Source organism: Arthrobacter sp. 135MFCol5.1 (genome assembly GCF_000374865.1).
GTDB lineage: Bacteria > Actinomycetota > Actinomycetes > Actinomycetales > Micrococcaceae > Arthrobacter.
In genome coordinates, this window is record NZ_KB895468.1 from 1 (window position 1) to 17,161 (window position 17,161).

Consider the following 17,161-nt stretch of genomic DNA (forward strand, 5'->3'; position numbering starts at 1 on the left):
AAAACAGACACAACCAAGCAGGTGGAAATAACACCACACCCGGCTGCACAAAATTTGAAACCAGCTGTAAAAACCAGACCACACCACGGGGTGGCGGATCCAGTCAATTCAACCAATCCATAAAACAATTGGTATCAACAAACTTGGCACACTATTGAGTTCTCAAACAACAGACACATTCGAATATTCCCGGAAGAAATTCAGTAAACTGAATTATATATTCCGTATTTCTTCGCTGCGATGTTTCCATCTTATTTCATTCATATTCACTTTCGCAAATCCGGTTATTTTTCCGGAATTCACTCGGTGGAATGAATCCGCCCAGCAGAATGGGAAGCAATTTCTCCAGTTCCACGCTGTGCGCGGTAAGAATTGCTTCTCATCAGTTGGGGGTTGTCGCCACTCAGCGGCGGCGACTCAGAAAACAATACACGCCCCCCGGCGGCCGTGCAAATCGGCTGCCGAGAGGCGTGCATCAAGCATCCGAAGGTGCTAGGGAACCAGCACCTCAACCGTGGCCAGGTTCTTCTTGCCCCTGCGCAGGAGCAAATACTGGCCATGCAGGAGTTCAGACTCGGAAATCACGGCCTCAGGATCCGAGACTTTCTCGTTGTTGACGTAGGCGCCGCCCTCCCCCACGGTTCTCCGGGCAGCCGACTTGCTTTCGGAAAGTCCGGACGCAACCAGGAGGTCGACGATTCCCATCCCGTCCACCTGCACCGTGGTGGTGGGAAGTTCGGAGGTTGCCGCCTGCAGGGTTGCCTTGTCCAGCGCGGCCAGGTCGCCGTTGCCAAAGAGCGCCGCCGAGGCGGCAATGACCTTCTCGGTGGCGTCGACGCCATGCACCAGCGAGGTGACCTCGAAAGCCAACTTCCGCTGGCCTTCCCTGGCAAAGGGACGCTCCGCCACCGAAACTGCGATCTCTTCGATCTCGGCCCGCGTCAGGAAGGTGAAGACCTTGAGCCGGTCCACGACGTCGGCATCGGACGTGTTGAGCCAGAACTGGTAGAACGCATACGGGCTGCACATGCCGGCATCGAGCCAAATGGCGTTGCCCTCGCTCTTGCCGAACTTGGTTCCATCGGAGTTGGTGATCAAGGGAGTGCCGAGGGCGTGTACGCTCTTGCCCTCCACCTTGCGGATCAGCTCCGTACCGCTGGTGAGGTTGCCCCACTGGTCGGAGCCGCCGGTCTGCAGTACGCAGCCGTAGTCGCGGTAGAGCTGGAGGTAGTCCATGCCCTGCAGGATCTGGTAGCTGAATTCGGTGTAGCTGATGCCTTCATCGGAGTTCAGCCGGGAGGCCACAGCGTCCTTGCGCAGCATGGTGCCCACCCGGAAGTGCTTGCCCACTTCACGCAGGAAGTCGATGGCGCTCAACGGCGCCGTCCAGTCCAGGTTGTTCACGATCCTTGCAGCGTTGTCCCCTTCAAAGCTGAGGAAGCGGCTGACTTGGGCCTGGAGGTAGCCGACCCACTCCGCAACCGTGTCCTTGGTGTTCAAGGTGCGCTCCGCCGTCGGACGGGGATCGCCGATCATGCCGGTGGAACCGCCAACCAGCCCCAGCGGTTTATGCCCGGCCAGCTGGAGCCGCCGCATGACCAGCAGCTGGACCAGGTTGCCCAGGTGCAGGCTCGGCGCGGTGGGGTCGAAGCCGCAATAGTAGGTGACCGGCCCATTGGCGAGGAGCTTCTCCAGCTCTGCTTCGTCCGTGGAGACATGGACCAGCCCACGCCACTTCAGTTCCTGCCAAATGTTGGCGAAAGTGGGGTCGTTGCGCTGCGGTTCGAGGTTGTTCAGTTCAGGCACGCTTCCTAAGTTAGCAGTAACGCCGGGACCCCGGTCAGCCGGCTATTCCGGCCGGTACAGGTTCTGCGGCAATCAACCGGAGCCGCTGCGTGGCGCGGGTCATGGCAACGTAGAGATCCCCCACCTTGCCGTGCTCGTGGTTGAGCATGACGGAAGGTTCCAGCACCACCACACCGTCGAACTCCAGTCCCTTCGCCTCGCGCGGGCTGATTACCACGATGTCCTGTTCGTAGCTTCCCGCGCCGGTACCGATCCGCCGGCCGTAGGCCGCACGCAGGGCGGAAGTTGCCTGGGGCAGGAGGTCACCGTCGGCGATGACGGCGAGCAGGCCGCCGTCGAGCGCTCCCAACTCCTCCGGAAGGACCTCGAGAAGCCGGTCCACCACGCCGCCGGCAGCAACCTCATCGATGATGGGTGACCAGCGTCCTTCACGTACGGCCTTGGGAGCGGACACCACCAGGCCGGCGGCGTTGGCCATTCTGACCGCGGCCTCGGCGATCTGGGACGGCGTACGGTAATTGACCGTCAACTCTTCCAGCTGCCACCGGTCACCGAACATCGGGGCCAGTGCGCCCTGCCAGGAGTTGGCACCGGCCACGGAACTGGTCTGGGCGATGTCCCCCACGATGGTGAAGGACTTCAGCGGGCAGCGCCGGACCAGCAGCCGCCACTGCATGGGCGAGAGTTCCTGCGCCTCGTCCACCACGATGTGCCCGAATGCCCAGGTCCGGTCACTCGTGGCACGCTCGGCAGCGGTCTGCCGGGCGCCCTGCTCCTGGTTCTGTTCAGCAAGCTCCTCAGCGGACATCAGCGGGTCCACGCCGGCGGCCTGCATGTTGACCAGGGTCTGTTTTGCGTTGGCAAGGTCCCGGGCCCGGTCGTGCTCCTGCTGGGCCAGACCGCGCCCGGCGGCCGGGTCCAGCTCGCCCAGCAGCTCGGCGGCCTCATCCAGCAGCGGCACGTCCGGCTCGGTCCACGGAGCGTCGGCGGGGCGCAGCAGCAGCGCCCGCTCCTCCGGTGTCATGTTGGGGGTGCAGAATTCCAGGATTTCCGGCTTGCTGAAGAGGTCCGAGATCAGCTTTTCCGGAGTCATCGGCATCCAGCACAAGTTCAGCGCAATCCGCACGTCCCGGGCAGTGCGCACATCCTCGGCCAGGTACGAGCGGTCCGCATTGTTCCCGATGCTCCCGGCCTCAACGAGTTCGGTCATCTGCTCGGTCAGCTCGCGCAGCAGGATCTTGACGAACGTCACCCGGGCCTCGTTGTACGGCTTCCCGGTGGCGCGTGCACGTTCCCGGGCACGACGGACCTGCCGGGGCGTCAAGGTCAGCTTGCGCCCGTCCACCTCGAGGATCCGGTTCCGGGCGGGGACACGCATCCGGTTGGACACGGCGTTGGCCACGATGGCGGCCATGTCCAGGCGCCCCTTGATGGCCGCCACGTCGGCGTTGGTTTCGGGCACGGCGTGGATGCCCGGCATCAAGCGGCCAACGCTGGCCATGACAACCCCCGTCTCGCCGAGCGAGGGCAGCACCCGTTCGATGTATTTCATGAACGACGACGACGGCCCCACCAGCAGGACGCCGGCGCTTTTGAGCCGGTCACGATGGGTGTAGAGCAGGTAGGCGGCGCGGTGCAGCGCCACGGCGGTCTTGCCCGTGCCGGGGCCGCCCTGGACCACCACGGCACCGGAGATCGAGGACCGGATGATGCGGTCCTGCTCGGACTGGATGGTGCTGACGATGTCCGACATCCGGCCGGTCCGCTTGGAGTTCAGGGCGGCAAGCAGGGCCCCTTCGCCCTGGAGCGATTCGGCGTCCGTCAGCATGCCTGCGTCAAGGACGTCGTCCTCGATGGCTTTGACGTCGCGGCCCTGCAGGATCAGGTGCCGGCGGCGCCGCACACCCTGCCGGTCGAAGGCGGTGGCCTGGTAGAAGTGGCCGGCCTCGGGTGCCCGCCAGTCCACCATCAACCGCTGCAGGTCCTCGGTGGTCAGCCCGATGCGCCCGATGTACTGGGCCTCGCCGGAATCCAGGTCCAGCCGGCCGAACACCAGCCGGTCATCCACGGCGTCCAGCTGGGCCAGGCGGTCCTCATACAGTGCGGCGAACGCATCACGTTCGGAAACGTTCTGCATGGTGCCCACGGCTCCGGCACGGCGGACCTGCGCCAGTTGGCGGCGCTTTTCCTCACGGAGCTCCTCCAGCCGGGCATACAGGCCGGCAACATAGTCCCGTTCGTGGGCCAATTCGGCGTCGAGCATCAACGTTCCCCTATCGCGAAAGACAGACCGTCCATTCTACAACCATTTCGATTAACGCAGGCGAAACGTGCCGGCCCCGGGCGGCCCACCGGCCGCGGGCCTCCGGGTCCGCGGTTTGGCTGCCTTGTATTTGGAAACCGTGGGGTCGCCGGTGAGCCAGAACCGCCAGGCGTAGCGGTCCGATCCCCCGGCCCCGGCCACGCCCACCCGCGGACCGGAGCTGACGGGACCGGCCGGTCCGGAGGGAAGCTCCAGCCCGAACGGCGGTGCCAGCGCATCCCGGCCGCTGTCCGCCGTCGTCATGCCCAGCGCCTTGGCCAGGCGGGCCGGGCCGCTGGCGAGGTCGGCGGGGGTCTTCGACGTCGGACGCCGGCGTTGCGCCACGTCCAGCCCGCCGACGATTTCCCCGGCCCGCAGCAGCAGGGCGGAAGCCACCCCGTCGGGTCCGCACACGATGTTGGTGCAGTGATGCATGCCGTAGGTGAAGTAGACGTAGAGGTGCCCGGCGGGACCGAACATCGGCGCGTTGCGGGGCGTCGGGCCGCGATAGGTGTGCGAGCCGGGATCTGGATGCAGGGAGTCCTCCGGCCCAAGGTAGGCCTCCACCTCGGTCAACCGCACGGACACGGTGCCGTCCCGGGACTCGTGGGTCAGCACGGCGCCAAGCAGCAGCGGCGCGAGTTCCCGGGCGTCCCCGGACAGGAAATCCCGGAGCGGCCCGGTGGTTGAAGGGCTCTCATCCATTGCTCGACTGTACCCAGAAATCCGCTGTTCCCACGGGAACAACGGGCATCCGGCACCAACCACGGCCATGTCCGATTTCCGCTAGTAGCAGAGGTGCGGGGCTGGCAGGATGGAGGCATGGACTTCTGGCAGCGCTACCGGGCAATCGATGCCCGCGACCCCCGGTTCGATGGCCAGTTCTTCACAGCGGTCCGCACCACCGGGATCTATTGCCGTCCCTCGTGCCCGGCCCGGACGCCAAAGGCATCGAACGTGACGTTCTACGAGACGTCCGCGGCCGCGCACGAGGCAGGGTACCGGGCCTGCAAACGTTGCCTGCCGGAGGCTGTCCCGGGGACACCGGCATGGAACGTGCGCCAAGACGTTGCCGGCCGGGCGATGCGCCTGATCAACGATGGCGTCATCAACCGGGACGGCGTGGCGGGTCTTGCTGCCCGGCTGGGCTACTCCGCCCGGCAGCTCAACCGCATCCTCGGCCAGGAACTGGGTGCCGGTCCTCTGTCGCTGGCCCGGGCGGCGAGGGCACAGACGGCGCGCACCCTGTTGGTGTCCACGTCCATGAAGTTTGCGGATGTGGCCTTCGCAGCCGGTTTCAGCAGCATCCGGCAGTTCAACGACACCATTGCCGAAGTCTTCGATTTGACCCCCACGGCACTGCGGCGGACCACCCGGCATCCGGCAGCCGCCGGGGGCGCCACCGCCCTGACCCTGAGCCTGCCCTACCGGGCGCCCTTCGATACCGGTATTTTCTCCTTCCTGGCCGTGCGTGCGATTCCGGGAATCGAGGAGGGCACGCCCACCTCCTATGCCCGGACCCTCCGCCTCCCGCACGGCGACGCCCGGTTCCGGGTGGAGTACGACGACGCCGCGCGGGGGCGGCCGCTGACCCTCACCGTCGGCGCGGTGGACCTGCGCGACCTGCCGGCGCTGCTGAGCCGCGTGAGGCGGCTGTTCGATCTCGACGCGGACCCGGAAGCGATCGACAGCACCCTTGCTGCGGACCCCCGGCTGGCGGACTCCGTTTCAGCCGCCCCCGGGATGAGGCTGCCCGGGGCGCTGGACCCGCAGGAACTGTTGGTGCGGGCCATGGTGGGGCAGCAGATCACGGTGGCGGCCGCCCGGACCGCACTCACGCAACTGGCCGCCGCCGGCAGCCCCGCCAGCGACCCCGGCGGGGGCCTGGAACGGCTGTTTCCGACGCCGGCGCAGATCGCCGCAGCGGGGCATGTGCTGCGCGGACCCCGGCGAAGGATCGAATCGCTGCTGAACGCGGCGGATGCGATGGCCGGCGGGCGGCTCGAATTCGGGTACGGCGACGATGTGCCAAGCCTCACCGGGGCCCTGCTTCCCCTGCCGGGGGTGGGACCATGGACGGTGGGATACGTGGCAATGCGCGTCCTGGGGGCCCCGGACATCTTCCTCGCCAACGACGCCGCCGTCCGGAACGGCATCCGCGCCCTCGGCACCGGAGGCCACACCCTCACACCGGACTTCCGGGAAACCAGCCCCTGGCGTTCCTACGCCACCATGCACTTGTGGCGCGCCGCGGCACGGCCCGCCACTCCATCCACCCCCGCGAAAGGGATGCCATGAAAGCCCAACTGCTCAAGCTGTCCACCCCGGACGGCCCGTTCACCATCCTCGCCAGGGACGGCATGGTCCTGGCCTCGGGCTGGACGGCCGGCCTGCCGGAATTGATCGGGCAGGTCCACCCCGCGCTGCGTCCCGAGGACGTGGAGGAGGTGGCCGGCCTGGCGGGAATCTCGTCCGCCGTCGAGGCCTTCTACGACGGCGACCCGGCGCCCGCCATGGCCGTCCCGGTCCTGCAGCGGTCCGGGCCGTTCCGCGCGCACGCCTGGGATGTGCTGCGGGAGGTCAAACCGGGTTTCCCGGTGACGTACAGCGAGTACGCGGCCCTGGCAGGGAACCCCAAGGCAGTGCGGGCGGCGGCCAGTGCGTGCGCCTTCAACGCGGCGGCCCTTTTTGTCCCATGCCACCGGGTGATCCGGACTGACGGCTCTTTGGGCGGGTTCCGCTGGGGCCTGCGTATCAAGGAGAGCCTGCTGGCCCGCGAGGCCGCGTAGGGCTACTTGGGGTCCGGCATCGCCGAAGGCCAGGGCAGCAGCTCCGGGAGGTCCGTGCCGTCGCCGGCGGCGGTGGCGCGCAGGCTGTCCAGCGATGGCTGCCTGCCGGCGAGCCACGCGGCGATGTCAGTGACCATGCCGCTGACGACGACGGTGCTGCCGCCGGCGCCGAGTCCCATCGGCGGCAGGGCAACGGGCTGCAGGACCAGCCGGGTTCCCGTGGGAACCCGGGCGGCCAGGAAGTCGAAAAGGTGCGAGCAGAAGGCGCCGTTCCAGGTTTCGGGGCCCGTGCCGGCATCCAGGTCCGAGGTGTGGATGACAAGTTCGCGCCACAGCGCCAGGCCTGCGTCGTAGATGACTCCGTCGCGGAAGGCGATGGGCGTCTGCCACTCAGGACCGGTCAGAGCATCGAAGGCGGCCAGCGCACGGTGGAGGGCTGCGGTGATGTCGGCGCGGTGCTGGCCGAGGCTGTGCCCCGCTGCAAGATCGATGGCACGGTTGCGTCCCTCCACGCCGCCGTCGTAGAGCGCCACCTTTTCGCCGCGGCGGCCGTGCTCCACCTGCCGGGCGAGGGCGTCGCAGATGCCGGCGATGTGGGCCAGCAGGTGGCCGCGGCTCCAGCCGGGAAGCGTTGACGGCGCCTTTTCGCCGCCGTCGGGAAGGCGGTCCAGGGCGGCGGCAAGCGCCTCGGCGGCCTTGTGCACTTCGGCCTGGAGCGCCGCAGGGGAAGGTGAGGTCATGCGGTCAGCCTAGCGGAGCGCCCGGCGCGGCGGCGGCTATTCCAGCGGTGTTCCGTCCGGTCCAACGCGGTGCCGGACGTGCCGGCCGTCGGCGGCTGCCTGCCAGAACTCAATCTCGCGAGGCTGGAGTGCATAGAGCTGCCAGTTCGGGTTTTCGGTGCCGTCTGCGCGGGGCCGTTCGTGCCAGTCGAGGCTGGAGGCTTCGGCGGAGAGACCGGTCACCGTCCCGGCGAGCCGGACCTGGCGGCCCAGGCGTGGCCAGTAAAAGTTCATCGCAGCCCTCGGCTCCGCCGTGAGTTCCCTGCCCTTGCGGGAGGTGCGGGACGTGGCGAAGTGCCAGCCGTCGTCGTCGATGTTCTTCAGGATCAGCATCCGGGAGGAAGGCTGCGGGCCACCGCCGGACGCGGCATCCACCGTGGCGAGGCTGAACGCGTGCGGCTGTTGCTCCCCCGCGTCCAAGGCCTCGTCCAGCCATTGTTTGAAGAGCAAAGCCGGATCCCGCGGGGCACTGCCGGGATGGAAGGCGGGCAGGTCGGCCGGGAAATCGGGCAGCGTGCGAAGGAACTTCCGGAACGTTTCGCTCATGGACCCAGCCTAGCCACATGCGGGTTTCAGCACGCCCAACCACCCACACCTACCCCCGACGCCCGCTCAGGTATTGCAGTGGAACTACCAACGCCCGCTCACTTCCGTAAAGAAAGTGAGCGGGCGTTGACGCAAAACCTGCAGGAAGTGAGCGGGCGTTTCAGCCGGCGTACGCCCGGACGTCCGCGAGTTCACTCTCCAGGGCGACAAGCTGGCGTTCGACGGCGGCCGGTGCCGTGCCGCCCTGGGAGTTGCGGCTGTTCAGCGAACCTTCCGTGGACAGGACCGTGCGGACCTCCGGCGTGAGGTGCTCCGAAATGGCGGCGTACTCCTCATCCGTCAGATCCCACAGCTCCACGCCGCGGGACTCGGCCTGCTTGACCGCGGCACCGGAGAGCTCGTGCGCCTCGCGGAACGGCACGCCCTGGCGGACCAGCCACTCGGCGATGTCCGTGGCCAGCGCGAAACCCTGCGGGGCCAAGGATTCCATCCGTTCAGTGTTGAACGTGAGGGTGGCGATCATGCCGGAGACGGCCGGGAGCAGCAGCTCCAGGGTGTCGGCGGCGTCAAACACCGGTTCCTTGTCCTCCTGCAGGTCGCGGTTGTACGCGAGCGGCAGGCCCTTGAGCGTAGCCAGCAGTCCGGTCAGGTTGCCGATCAGGCGCCCTGCCTTGCCGCGGGCAAGCTCTGCCACGTCCGGGTTCTTCTTCTGCGGCATGATCGAGGACCCCGTGGAGTACGAATCATGCAGCGTAACGAAGGAGAACTCCTTCGTGGCCCAGAAGATCACTTCCTCGGAGATCCGGGACAGGTCCACGCCGATCATCGAGCAAACCCAGGCGAACTCGGCGAAGACGTCGCGGGACGCGGTGCCGTCGATCGAGTTGTGCGTGGCCGAGTAGAACCCGAGGTCAGCCGCCACCGCTTCGGGGTCCAGCCCCAACGAGGAGCCGGCCAGCGCACCGGAGCCGTAGGGCGAGACCCCGGCCCGCTTGTCCCAGTCCTGGAGCCGCTGCACGTCGCGCAGCAGTGCCCAGGCGTGGGCCAGCAGGTGGTGGCTGAGCAGGACCGGCTGGGCGTGCTGCAGGTGGGTGCGGCCCGGCATGGCAACACCGTGGTGCGCCTTGGCCTGCTCCACCAAGGCATCCACTGTTGCCAGGACGCCCCGGGCAATGATCCGGGCGTGGTCGCGCAGGAACATCCGGCCCAAAGTGGCCACCTGGTCGTTACGCGACCGGCCGGCGCGGAGCTTGCCGCCGAGCTGGGCGCCGGCGCGCTCGATCAGGCCGCGTTCCAGCGAACCGTGCACGTCCTCGTCGGACTCGGCCGGGGTGTATGCGCCGGAGGCGACGTCCGCGTCCAGGCGGTCCAGGGCGTCCAGCATCCCCGCCAGCTCGCCGTCGTCGAGCAGTCCGGCCTTGTGCAGCACGCGCGCGTGCGCCTTGGAGCCGGCTATGTCGTAACGGGCCAGGCGCCAGTCGAAGTGCGTGGACTTGCTCAGCGCCGCGAGGGCGTCCGCGGGGCCGCCGGCGAACCGGCCGCCCCACAACGCACCCGTGTTCGTCCCCGAGCGCACCCCAACCTCGCTGCGCTCGGCCGGGGACCCCTGCGCTCGTGGGCCCTGCTTGGAATTCGGCTCAGCCATCCGGGCTACTTTCCTGCGACGCGGATGTCGCGGCCGGAGGCAACCTTGGCGGACATGCCCCACAGCTCGATGAAGCCCTTGGCCTGGGACTGGTCGAAGGTGTCGCCGGTGTCGTAGGTGGCCAGCGAGAAGTCGTACAGCGAGGTGTCGGAGCGGCGGCCGTTGACGATGGCCTGGCCACCGTGGAGGGTCATGCGGATGTCGCCGGAGACGTACTTCTGGGTGTCCTCGATGAAGGCGTCCAGGGAGCGCTTGAGCGGGGAGAACCACTGTCCGTCGTAGACAAGTTCGGCCCAGCGCTGGCCAACGGTGGCCTTGAAGCGGGCCTGCTCGCGCTCGATGGTGATGTCCTCCAGGTGCTTGTGCGCGGTGATCAGCGCCATGGCACCGGGGGCCTCGTAGATTTCGCGGGACTTGATGCCCACCAGGCGGTCCTCGACGACGTCGATGCGGCCCACGCCCTGGGCACCGGCGCGGCGGTTGAGTTCCTTGATGGCCTGCAGCGGGGTGACCTTGACGCCGTCGATCGCGACGGGGACGCCTGCCTCGAAGGAGATGGTGACTTCATCCGGTGCCGGCGGGAACTCCGGGGTGGCGGTGTAGTCGTAGATGTCCTTGGTGGGGGCGTTCCAGATGTCCTCGAGGTAGCCGGTTTCCACGGCGCGGCCCCAGACGTTCTGGTCGATCGAGTACGGGTTCTTCTTGGTGGTCTCGATGGGCAGTCCCTTTTCCTCGGCGAAGGCGATGGCCTTGTCGCGGGTCAGGGCGAGGTCGCGGACCGGGGCGATGCACTTCAGGTCCGGGCCGAGGGTCTGGATGCCCACTTCGAAGCGGACCTGGTCGTTGCCCTTGCCGGTGCAGCCGTGGGCCACGGTGGTGGCGCCGAATTCGCGGGCGGCCTTCACCAGGTGCTTGACGATCACCGGGCGGGAAATGGCGGACACCAGCGGGTAGTGGCCCTGGTACAGGGCGTTGGCCTTCAGCGTGGGCACGCAGTATTCGTTGGCGAACTCGTCCGAGGCGTCTGCGACGTAGGCCTCGACGGCGCCGCAACCGAGGGCGCGCTGGCGGATGGTTTCCAGAGATTCGCCGCCCTGTCCGACGTCGACCGCCACGGCGATGACCTCGGCACCGGTGGCTTCACCGATCCAGCCGATGGCTACTGACGTGTCCAGGCCGCCGGAGTAGGCCAGCACAATGCGTTCAGTCACTTTAAATGCTCCTTGTTGGGGTTGGTTGATGTTCTGACGTCAAGCTTATTGCCCGGCTTCCTCGGCCAGTTGCAGGAAGCGGGCTGCGAGGTCCGGGCCGCCCAGCGGATCGCGTGACACCAGCAGGACGGTGTCGTCCCCTGCGATGGTGCCCAGGATGGATGGCATCACCGAGTGGTCGATGGCCAGGGCCAGGAAGTTCGCGGCACCGGGCGGGGTCCGCAGGACGGCGATGTTGGCGGAGGCTTCCGCCGTGACCAGCAGTTCGCTGCACAGCCGGGCCAGCCGCGCGTCCAGGATTTCCTGCGTGACGCCGCTCTTCGCGGCCCGTTCACCGCCTTCGCCGGGGACGGCGTACACCAGGACGCCTTCCTTGCCACGGACGCGGACCGCACCCAGTTCCACCAGGTCCCGGGACAGGGTTGCCTGGGTGACCTGCACGCCGTCGTCCGCCAGCAGCGCCGCAAGCTCAGCCTGCGAACGAACGGACTGCCCGGTAAGGATGGCGGTGATGCGTGCCTGCCGGGCGGTCTTGGTGGCCGGGCTGCTGCCCGGGGAGGACGGCTGGGCGGTCACTGGAACGTGCTCTCCCCGGCACCTTCAACGGGGGAAAGGCCGTCAACGACGGCCAGGCCGGACCGGTGCATCAGCCAGGCCATCAGGGCCTTCTGGGCGTGCAGGCGGTTTTCCGCCTCGTCCCAGACGATGGACTGGGGTCCGTCGATGACGTCCGCTGAGATTTCGTAACCGCGGTAGGCAGGCAGGCAGTGGAGCACGACGGCGTCTTCCGCGGCGAGTGCCAAGGCGCCCGAATCGACGGAGTAGTCCCGGAACAGCTGGAGCCGTGCTTCCTTCTCGGCTTCCTGCCCCATGGAAACCCACGTGTCGGTGGCCACCACGTCCGCTCCCTGCAGGGCTTCCTTCGCATCGGTGGTGACCAGCACGGAACCGCCGGTTTCGGCCGCCCGTTCCTTCGCGGCCGCCACGATGTCCGCGGCCGGCAGGTAACCTTCCGGACCGGCAATGCGGACGTGCATCCCGGCCGTGACGCCGGCCAGCAGGTAGGAGTTGGCCATGTTGTTGGCGGCGTCGCCGAGGTAGCTCATGGTGAGCCCCTTCAATTCGCCCTTGTGTTCCTTGACGGCGAGGAGGTCGGCCAGGAGCTGGCAAGGGTGGTAGTCGTCGCACAGGGCGTTGATGACCGGGACTTTGGAGTTGGCAGCCATGGCCACCAGCCCGGAGTGCGCGCCGGTGCGCCAAACGATGGCGGACACCATCCGTTCGAGGACCTTGGCGGTGTCCTCCACGGATTCCTTGTGCCCGATCTGCGCCTCGCCGGGATTGATGATCAGGGCATTGCCACCCATGTCGGCGATGCCCGTGGCGAACGAGACGCGGGTCCGGGTGGAGGTCTTGTCGAAGATGACGGCCACGGTCTTGCGTCCGCTGCGCTCAGCGGCGAAGGGCTGGACGCTGTACGGGGCGGCCTTCATCCGGGCTGCGAGTTCCAGGACCTCTGCCTGCTCGGCGGGGCTGAGGTCGGTGTCCTTGAGGAAGTGCCGGGTTGCGGTGGTCACTGGTCGTCCTTAGCTGTCTGGAGGATTGCCGGGAAAGCGGCGAGGAAGGTGTCCGCCTGGGCTGTGGTGAGGATCAGCGGCGGTGCCAGGCGGATGGTGCGCGGGCCGGGGCTGTTGACGATGAAGCCTGCGTCGAGGGCGGCCTGCACGACGGCGGGGGCGACGTCGGCGTCGAGGTCGAAGCCGACCAGCAGCCCTTCACCCCGGACCTCGGTGACGCCGGGGACCGCGGCCAGTGCGGATCGCAAGTGCGCACCCACCGCGGTGGCGTTGGCCAGGACGTCCTGGCTTTCGAGCGCGTGGAGGGTGGCCAGGGCGGCCGCCGTGGCCACCGGGTTGCCGCCGAACGTGGTGCCGTGCTGGCCGGCGGACAGCAACGACGACGTCTGCTCACCCATGGTGATCAGGGCGCCGATGGGGAATCCGCCACCGAGGCCCTTGGCCAGGGTGACGGCGTCGGGGACGATCCCGGCGTCTTCGCTGGCCAGCCACTTGCCGGTCCGCCCGATGCCGGTCTGGACCTCGTCGAGGATCAGGAGTGCTCCCGCCTTGGTGGTGGCCTCACGGGCAGCCTGCAGGTAGCCCGGGGGCAGCGGCCGGACGCCGGCCTCGCCCTGGATGGGCTCCAGGAAGACGGCGGCAACGGTGTCATCCACTGCTGCCTGCAGCGCAGCGATGTCGCCGAACGGAATGTGCACCACGCCACCGGGCAGCGGTTCGAACGGTGCCCGGTAGGCTTCCTTGGCGGTCAGCGCCAGGGCACCCATGGTCCGGCCGTGGAAAGCGCCTTCGAGGGCGATGATTTTGCTCCGCTTGGTGTCGCCGGCGCCGGTGTTGCGGCGGGCAAGCTTGAACGCTGCCTCGTTCGCTTCCGTGCCGGAGTTGCTGAAGAACACCTTGGACCCGGCAGGGGCGTGGGTCAGCTCCAAAAGTTTCTCCGCCAAGGCCACCTGCGTGGGGCTGGTGAAGAAGTTCGAGACGTGGCCCAGGGTTGCCAGCTGGCTGGCGATGACTGAGGTCACGAAGGGGTGGGCGTGGCCGAGGGCGTTGACGGCGATACCGCCGAGCAGGTCCAGGTATTCCTTGCCGTCGGCGTCCCACACCAGGCAGCCGGCGCCGCGGACCAGGACGCGCTGGGGCGTGCCGAAGACGTTCATCAGCGAGGTGGAGTAGCGGGAGAGCCACTCGGAGCCCGCGTGGCCCCTGGTTTGCACCAGTTCGGCCACCGGGGTTTCGACAAGCTCAACCTCTGCGGTGTGCTTACTCATGCGTTGTTCTCCTCGTCCGGGACCACCTGGGTGCCGATGCCCGCCGTCGTAAATGTTTCAAGAAGCATGGAGTGGGGCAGGCGCCCGTCCACGATGTGCGCGCGCTCCACGCCCTCGTCGATGGCCTTCAGGCACGCGGCCATCTTGGGGATCATGCCCGATTCGAGCCGGGGCAGCATCTTCCGCAGCTCGGAGGCCGTCAGCGATGAAATCAGGGAGGACTTGTCCGGCCAGTTGGCATACAGGCCTTCGACGTCGGTCAGGATGACCAGCTTGGAGGCGCCCAGTGCCGAGGCGACGGCGGCAGCCGCGGTGTCCGCGTTGACGTTCAGGACCTGGCCGGTGGGCTGGAAACGCCCGGCACCTGCCACGTTCTCCCCGCCGTCGACAATCTCCGGGGCGACGGTGGAGATCACCGGGATGCGGCCGGCGGCCAGGATGTCCACGATGCCCGCGGGGTCGACGCCGACCACCTCGCCCACGAGCCCGAGGTCGATGTCTTCGCCGTCCACCACGGTGCCGGTGCGGACGGCGCGCAGCAGCCCGCCGTCTTCGCCGGACATGCCGACGGCGTAGGGCCCGTGGGAGTTGATCAGGCCCACCAGTTCGCGCCCCACCTGGCCGGTGAGGACCATGCGGACCACGTCCATGGCTTCCGGGGTGGTGACGCGCAGGCCGCCTTTGAACTCGGATTCGATGCCCAGCCGGCCCAGCATGGAGTTGATCTGGGGGCCGCCGCCGTGGACCACCACCGGGTGGATACCCACGTGGTGCAGGAAGACGATGTCCTCGGCGAAGGCCCGGCGGAGTTCGTCGTTGACCATGGCGTTGCCGCCGTACTTGATCACCATGGTGGTGCCTGCGAACCGCTGGATCCAGGGCAGCGCCTCGATCAGGGTGGCGGCCTTGTCCTGGGCAGCGGACATGCTGGTGGTTTCACGCGTCTGGGTGTTCATGCTGTCACTTTCCGCAGCGGTTCCTGCCGGGAGCAGGAGCTCCTAGCTGGAGTAGGCGCTGTTCTCGTGGACGTAGTCGTGGGTGAGGTCGTTGGTCCAGATGATGGCTTCGGCGTCGCCTGCCTGCAGGTCGATCTCCACCAGGACCTCGCGCGGTTCCAGGTCCACCAGGCTCCGGTCGTCGCCGATGCTGCCGTTGCGGCAGATCTGGATCCCGTTCATGGCCACGTTGAGCTTGTCCGGTTCGAACGCAGCGTCCGTTGTGCCCACGGCGGACAGCACGCGGCCCCAGTTCGGGTCCTTGCCAAAGATGGCGGCCTTGAACAGGTTGGAGCGGGCCACGGAACGGCTGACCGTTTCGGCGTCCGCTTCGCTGGCGGCATTGAAGGTGCGGATGGCGATGTCGTGGCTGGCACCCTCGGCGTCGGCGATCAGTTTGCGGGCCAGTTCGGCGCAGACCTGGGTGAGGCCGGCACCGAAGTCCGCTGCGGAAGGTACGGCCCCGGACGCGCCGGAGGCCAGCAGGACCACGGTGTCGTTGGTGGACATGCAGCCGTCGGAGTCGGCGCGGTCGAAGGTGACGCGGGTGGCGTCCCGCAGGACGACGTCGAGCATTTCGGATTCGACGGCGGCGTCGGTGGTGAGGACTACCAGCATGGTGGCCAGGCCGGGGGCCAGCATTCCGGCGCCCTTGGCGATGCCGCCGATGCTGAACTCCTGGCCGTCGGCGTCGGTGCCGATGAACAGCGCCGATTTGGGAATGCTGTCGGTGGTCATGATCGCGGTGCCCGCCGCCGGACCGCCGTCGGCGCTCAATGCTGCCGCCGCCGCTTCGACGCCCGGCAGGATCTTGTCCATGGGCAGCTGTTCACCGATCAGGCCGGTGGAGCAGACAAAGACGTCGGTGGCCGAAATCCCCAGGACCTCTGCCACTTTCTCCGCGGTGCTGTGGGTGTTCTGGAAGCCGGTGGGGCCGGTGCAGGCGTTGGCGCCGCCGGAATTGAGGATCACGGCGTCGACGCGGCCGTCGGAGACCACTTGGCGGGACCAGTGGACCGGAGCCGCTGCCACCCGGTTGCTGGTGAACACGGCGGCCGCGGCCTTGGCCGGGCCGTCGTTGACCACGAGGGCGAGGTCCGGGTTGCCGGAAGCCTTGAGGCCGGCGGTGACGCCGGCTGCCCGGAATCCCTGGGGTGCGGTGATGGTCACGGGGCTACTCCCTGCAGGTTGAGGCCGTCGGTTTCCGGCAGGCCGAGTGCGATGTTCATGGACTGGACGGCGCCGCCGGCGGTGCCCTTGGTGAGGTTGTCAATCACGCAGGTCACGATCACGCGCCCGGTGTGGGGGTCGAGGGCGAGCTGCATGGCGGCGTGGTTGGAGCCCTGGACGGACTTGGTGGCTGGCCACTGGCCTTCCGGCAGGACATGGACGAACGGCTCGTCATCGTACGCGTCCGTCCAGGCCTGGCGCAGCTGCGCCGCGGTGGTGCCGGCCTTGACCTTGGCCGTGGCGGTGGTGAGGATTCCGCGGCTCATTGGTGCCAGCGTGGGGGTGAAGGACACCGTGACCTGCTCCCCCGCCGCGTTGGACAGTCCCTGCTCGATTTCCGGTGTGTGCCGGTGTCCGCCGCCCACTCCGTACGGGCTCATGGATCCCATCACTTCGGAGCCGATGAGGTTGACCTTGGCCGCCTTGCCCGCGCCGGAGGTGCCGGAGGCGGAAACGATGACGACGTCGTCGGGCTCCAGCAGGTGGGCTGCAAACCCGGGAGTGAGCGCCAGCAGGGCGGAGGTGGGGTAGCAGCCGGGGACGGCGATGCGCCTGGCACCCTTCAGGGCCTCGCGCTGGCCGGGCAACTCCGGAAGTCCGTACGGCCAGGTGCCGGCGTGGGCGGAACCGTAGAACTTTTCCCAGGCCTCGGGGTCCTCGAGCCGGTGGTCGGCTCCGGCATCAATGACGACCGTTCCTTCCGGCAGCTGGGCGGCGATTTCGGCGGAAGCACCATGCGGGAGGGCAAGGAAGACGACGTCGTGGCCGGAGAGGTTCTCCACCGTGGTGTCTTCCAGGATCCGGCTTGCCAGTCCGTGCAGGTGCGGCTGCAGTTCGCCCAACCGCGAGCCCGCGTTGCTGTGCGCCGTAATTGCGCCGATGGTCACACCGGGGTGCCCGGCCAGGAGGCGGAGGACCTCTCCCCCGGCGTATCCGCTGGCTCCCGAAACCGCAACAGAAATAGTCATGCCTCCACCATACAACAATAATTATGCAATGGGGCCGATATTTAT

Annotated in this window: 15 protein-coding genes; 2 read left to right on the top strand and 13 right to left on the bottom strand. The window is 67.7% G+C overall.

Annotated features, from left to right (window positions below; genetic code table 11):
- Nucleotides 1-492: 492 nt before the first annotated feature.
- Genes tyrS through C563_RS0118595 form a run of 3 tightly spaced genes read right to left on the bottom strand, consistent with a single transcriptional unit; the run spans nucleotide 493 to nucleotide 4,813 of the window.
- Nucleotides 493-1,806 carry a tyrosine--tRNA ligase gene (tyrS, locus tag C563_RS0118585; protein ID WP_018763582.1) on the bottom strand — a complete coding sequence of 438 codons (1,314 nt, stop codon included), beginning with the start codon at nucleotides 1,804-1,806 and terminating at the stop codon, nucleotides 493-495.
- 34 nt (nucleotides 1,807-1,840) lie between these two features.
- Nucleotides 1,841-4,069 (bottom strand): HelD family protein, encoded by a 2,229-nt coding sequence (locus tag C563_RS0118590; RefSeq protein WP_018763583.1) that lies wholly within the window; start codon nucleotides 4,067-4,069, stop codon nucleotides 1,841-1,843.
- 51 nt (nucleotides 4,070-4,120) lie between these two features.
- Nucleotides 4,121-4,813, bottom strand: coding sequence for a DNA-3-methyladenine glycosylase (locus C563_RS0118595; RefSeq protein WP_018763584.1), 693 nt, complete (start codon nucleotides 4,811-4,813; stop codon nucleotides 4,121-4,123).
- A gap of 117 nt (nucleotides 4,814-4,930) precedes the next feature.
- Between C563_RS0118595 and C563_RS0118600 the strand changes: the two genes are divergently transcribed.
- Together C563_RS0118600 and C563_RS0118605 are read left to right on the top strand one after the other, a co-directional pair.
- Nucleotides 4,931-6,406 (top strand): AlkA N-terminal domain-containing protein, encoded by a 1,476-nt coding sequence (locus C563_RS0118600; RefSeq protein WP_018763585.1) that lies wholly within the window; start codon nucleotides 4,931-4,933, stop codon nucleotides 6,404-6,406.
- Nucleotides 6,403-6,897, top strand: coding sequence for a methylated-DNA--[protein]-cysteine S-methyltransferase (locus C563_RS0118605; RefSeq protein WP_026265096.1), 495 nt, complete (start codon nucleotides 6,403-6,405; stop codon nucleotides 6,895-6,897). Before C563_RS0118600 ends, C563_RS0118605 begins: the two co-directional genes overlap by 4 nt.
- A gap of 2 nt (nucleotides 6,898-6,899) precedes the next feature.
- Here C563_RS0118605 and C563_RS0118610 read toward each other — a convergent pair whose 3' ends face one another.
- From C563_RS0118610 to argC, 10 genes are all read right to left on the bottom strand, one after another.
- Nucleotides 6,900-7,637 (bottom strand): maleylpyruvate isomerase family mycothiol-dependent enzyme, encoded by a 738-nt coding sequence (locus tag C563_RS0118610; RefSeq protein ID WP_018763587.1) that lies wholly within the window; start codon nucleotides 7,635-7,637, stop codon nucleotides 6,900-6,902.
- 36 nt (nucleotides 7,638-7,673) lie between these two features.
- Nucleotides 7,674-8,222, bottom strand: coding sequence for a pyridoxine/pyridoxamine 5'-phosphate oxidase (locus tag C563_RS0118615; RefSeq protein ID WP_018763588.1), 549 nt, complete (start codon nucleotides 8,220-8,222; stop codon nucleotides 7,674-7,676).
- Nucleotides 8,223-8,382: 160 nt separating this feature from the next.
- The gene (gene argH, locus C563_RS0118620; RefSeq protein ID WP_018763589.1) at nucleotides 8,383-9,867 is read right to left on the bottom strand and encodes an argininosuccinate lyase; all 1,485 of its coding nucleotides are present in this window, start codon (nucleotides 9,865-9,867) and stop codon (nucleotides 8,383-8,385) included.
- Nucleotides 9,868-9,872: 5 nt separating this feature from the next.
- A complete protein-coding gene (locus C563_RS0118625) occupies nucleotides 9,873-11,078 on the bottom strand; it encodes an argininosuccinate synthase (protein WP_018763590.1) in 1,206 nt (401 codons plus the stop codon).
- Nucleotides 11,079-11,123: 45 nt separating this feature from the next.
- Complete coding sequence (locus tag C563_RS0118630) at nucleotides 11,124-11,654, bottom strand: arginine repressor (protein ID WP_018763591.1); 531 nt, start codon at nucleotides 11,652-11,654, stop codon at nucleotides 11,124-11,126.
- Complete coding sequence (argF, locus tag C563_RS0118635) at nucleotides 11,651-12,655, bottom strand: ornithine carbamoyltransferase (RefSeq protein WP_018763592.1); 1,005 nt, start codon at nucleotides 12,653-12,655, stop codon at nucleotides 11,651-11,653. Before argF ends, C563_RS0118630 begins: the two co-directional genes overlap by 4 nt.
- Nucleotides 12,652-13,923: an acetylornithine transaminase gene (locus tag C563_RS0118640; RefSeq protein WP_018763593.1), complete on the bottom strand. Its 1,272-nt coding sequence runs from the start codon at nucleotides 13,921-13,923 to the stop codon at nucleotides 12,652-12,654. Before C563_RS0118640 ends, argF begins: the two co-directional genes overlap by 4 nt.
- Nucleotides 13,920-14,879, bottom strand: a complete 960-nt coding sequence (gene argB, locus C563_RS0118645; protein WP_018763594.1) for an acetylglutamate kinase — start codon at nucleotides 14,877-14,879, stop codon at nucleotides 13,920-13,922. The genes C563_RS0118640 and argB overlap by 4 nt, the downstream gene beginning before the upstream one ends.
- A gap of 42 nt (nucleotides 14,880-14,921) precedes the next feature.
- Nucleotides 14,922-16,088, bottom strand: coding sequence for a bifunctional glutamate N-acetyltransferase/amino-acid acetyltransferase ArgJ (gene argJ / locus C563_RS0118650; protein WP_018763595.1), 1,167 nt, complete (start codon nucleotides 16,086-16,088; stop codon nucleotides 14,922-14,924).
- Entirely contained in the window at nucleotides 16,085-17,116 is a 1,032-nt protein-coding gene (gene argC / locus C563_RS21620) for an N-acetyl-gamma-glutamyl-phosphate reductase (protein WP_018763596.1), read from the bottom strand. Before argC ends, argJ begins: the two co-directional genes overlap by 4 nt.
- Nucleotides 17,117-17,161: the final 45 nt, after the last annotated feature.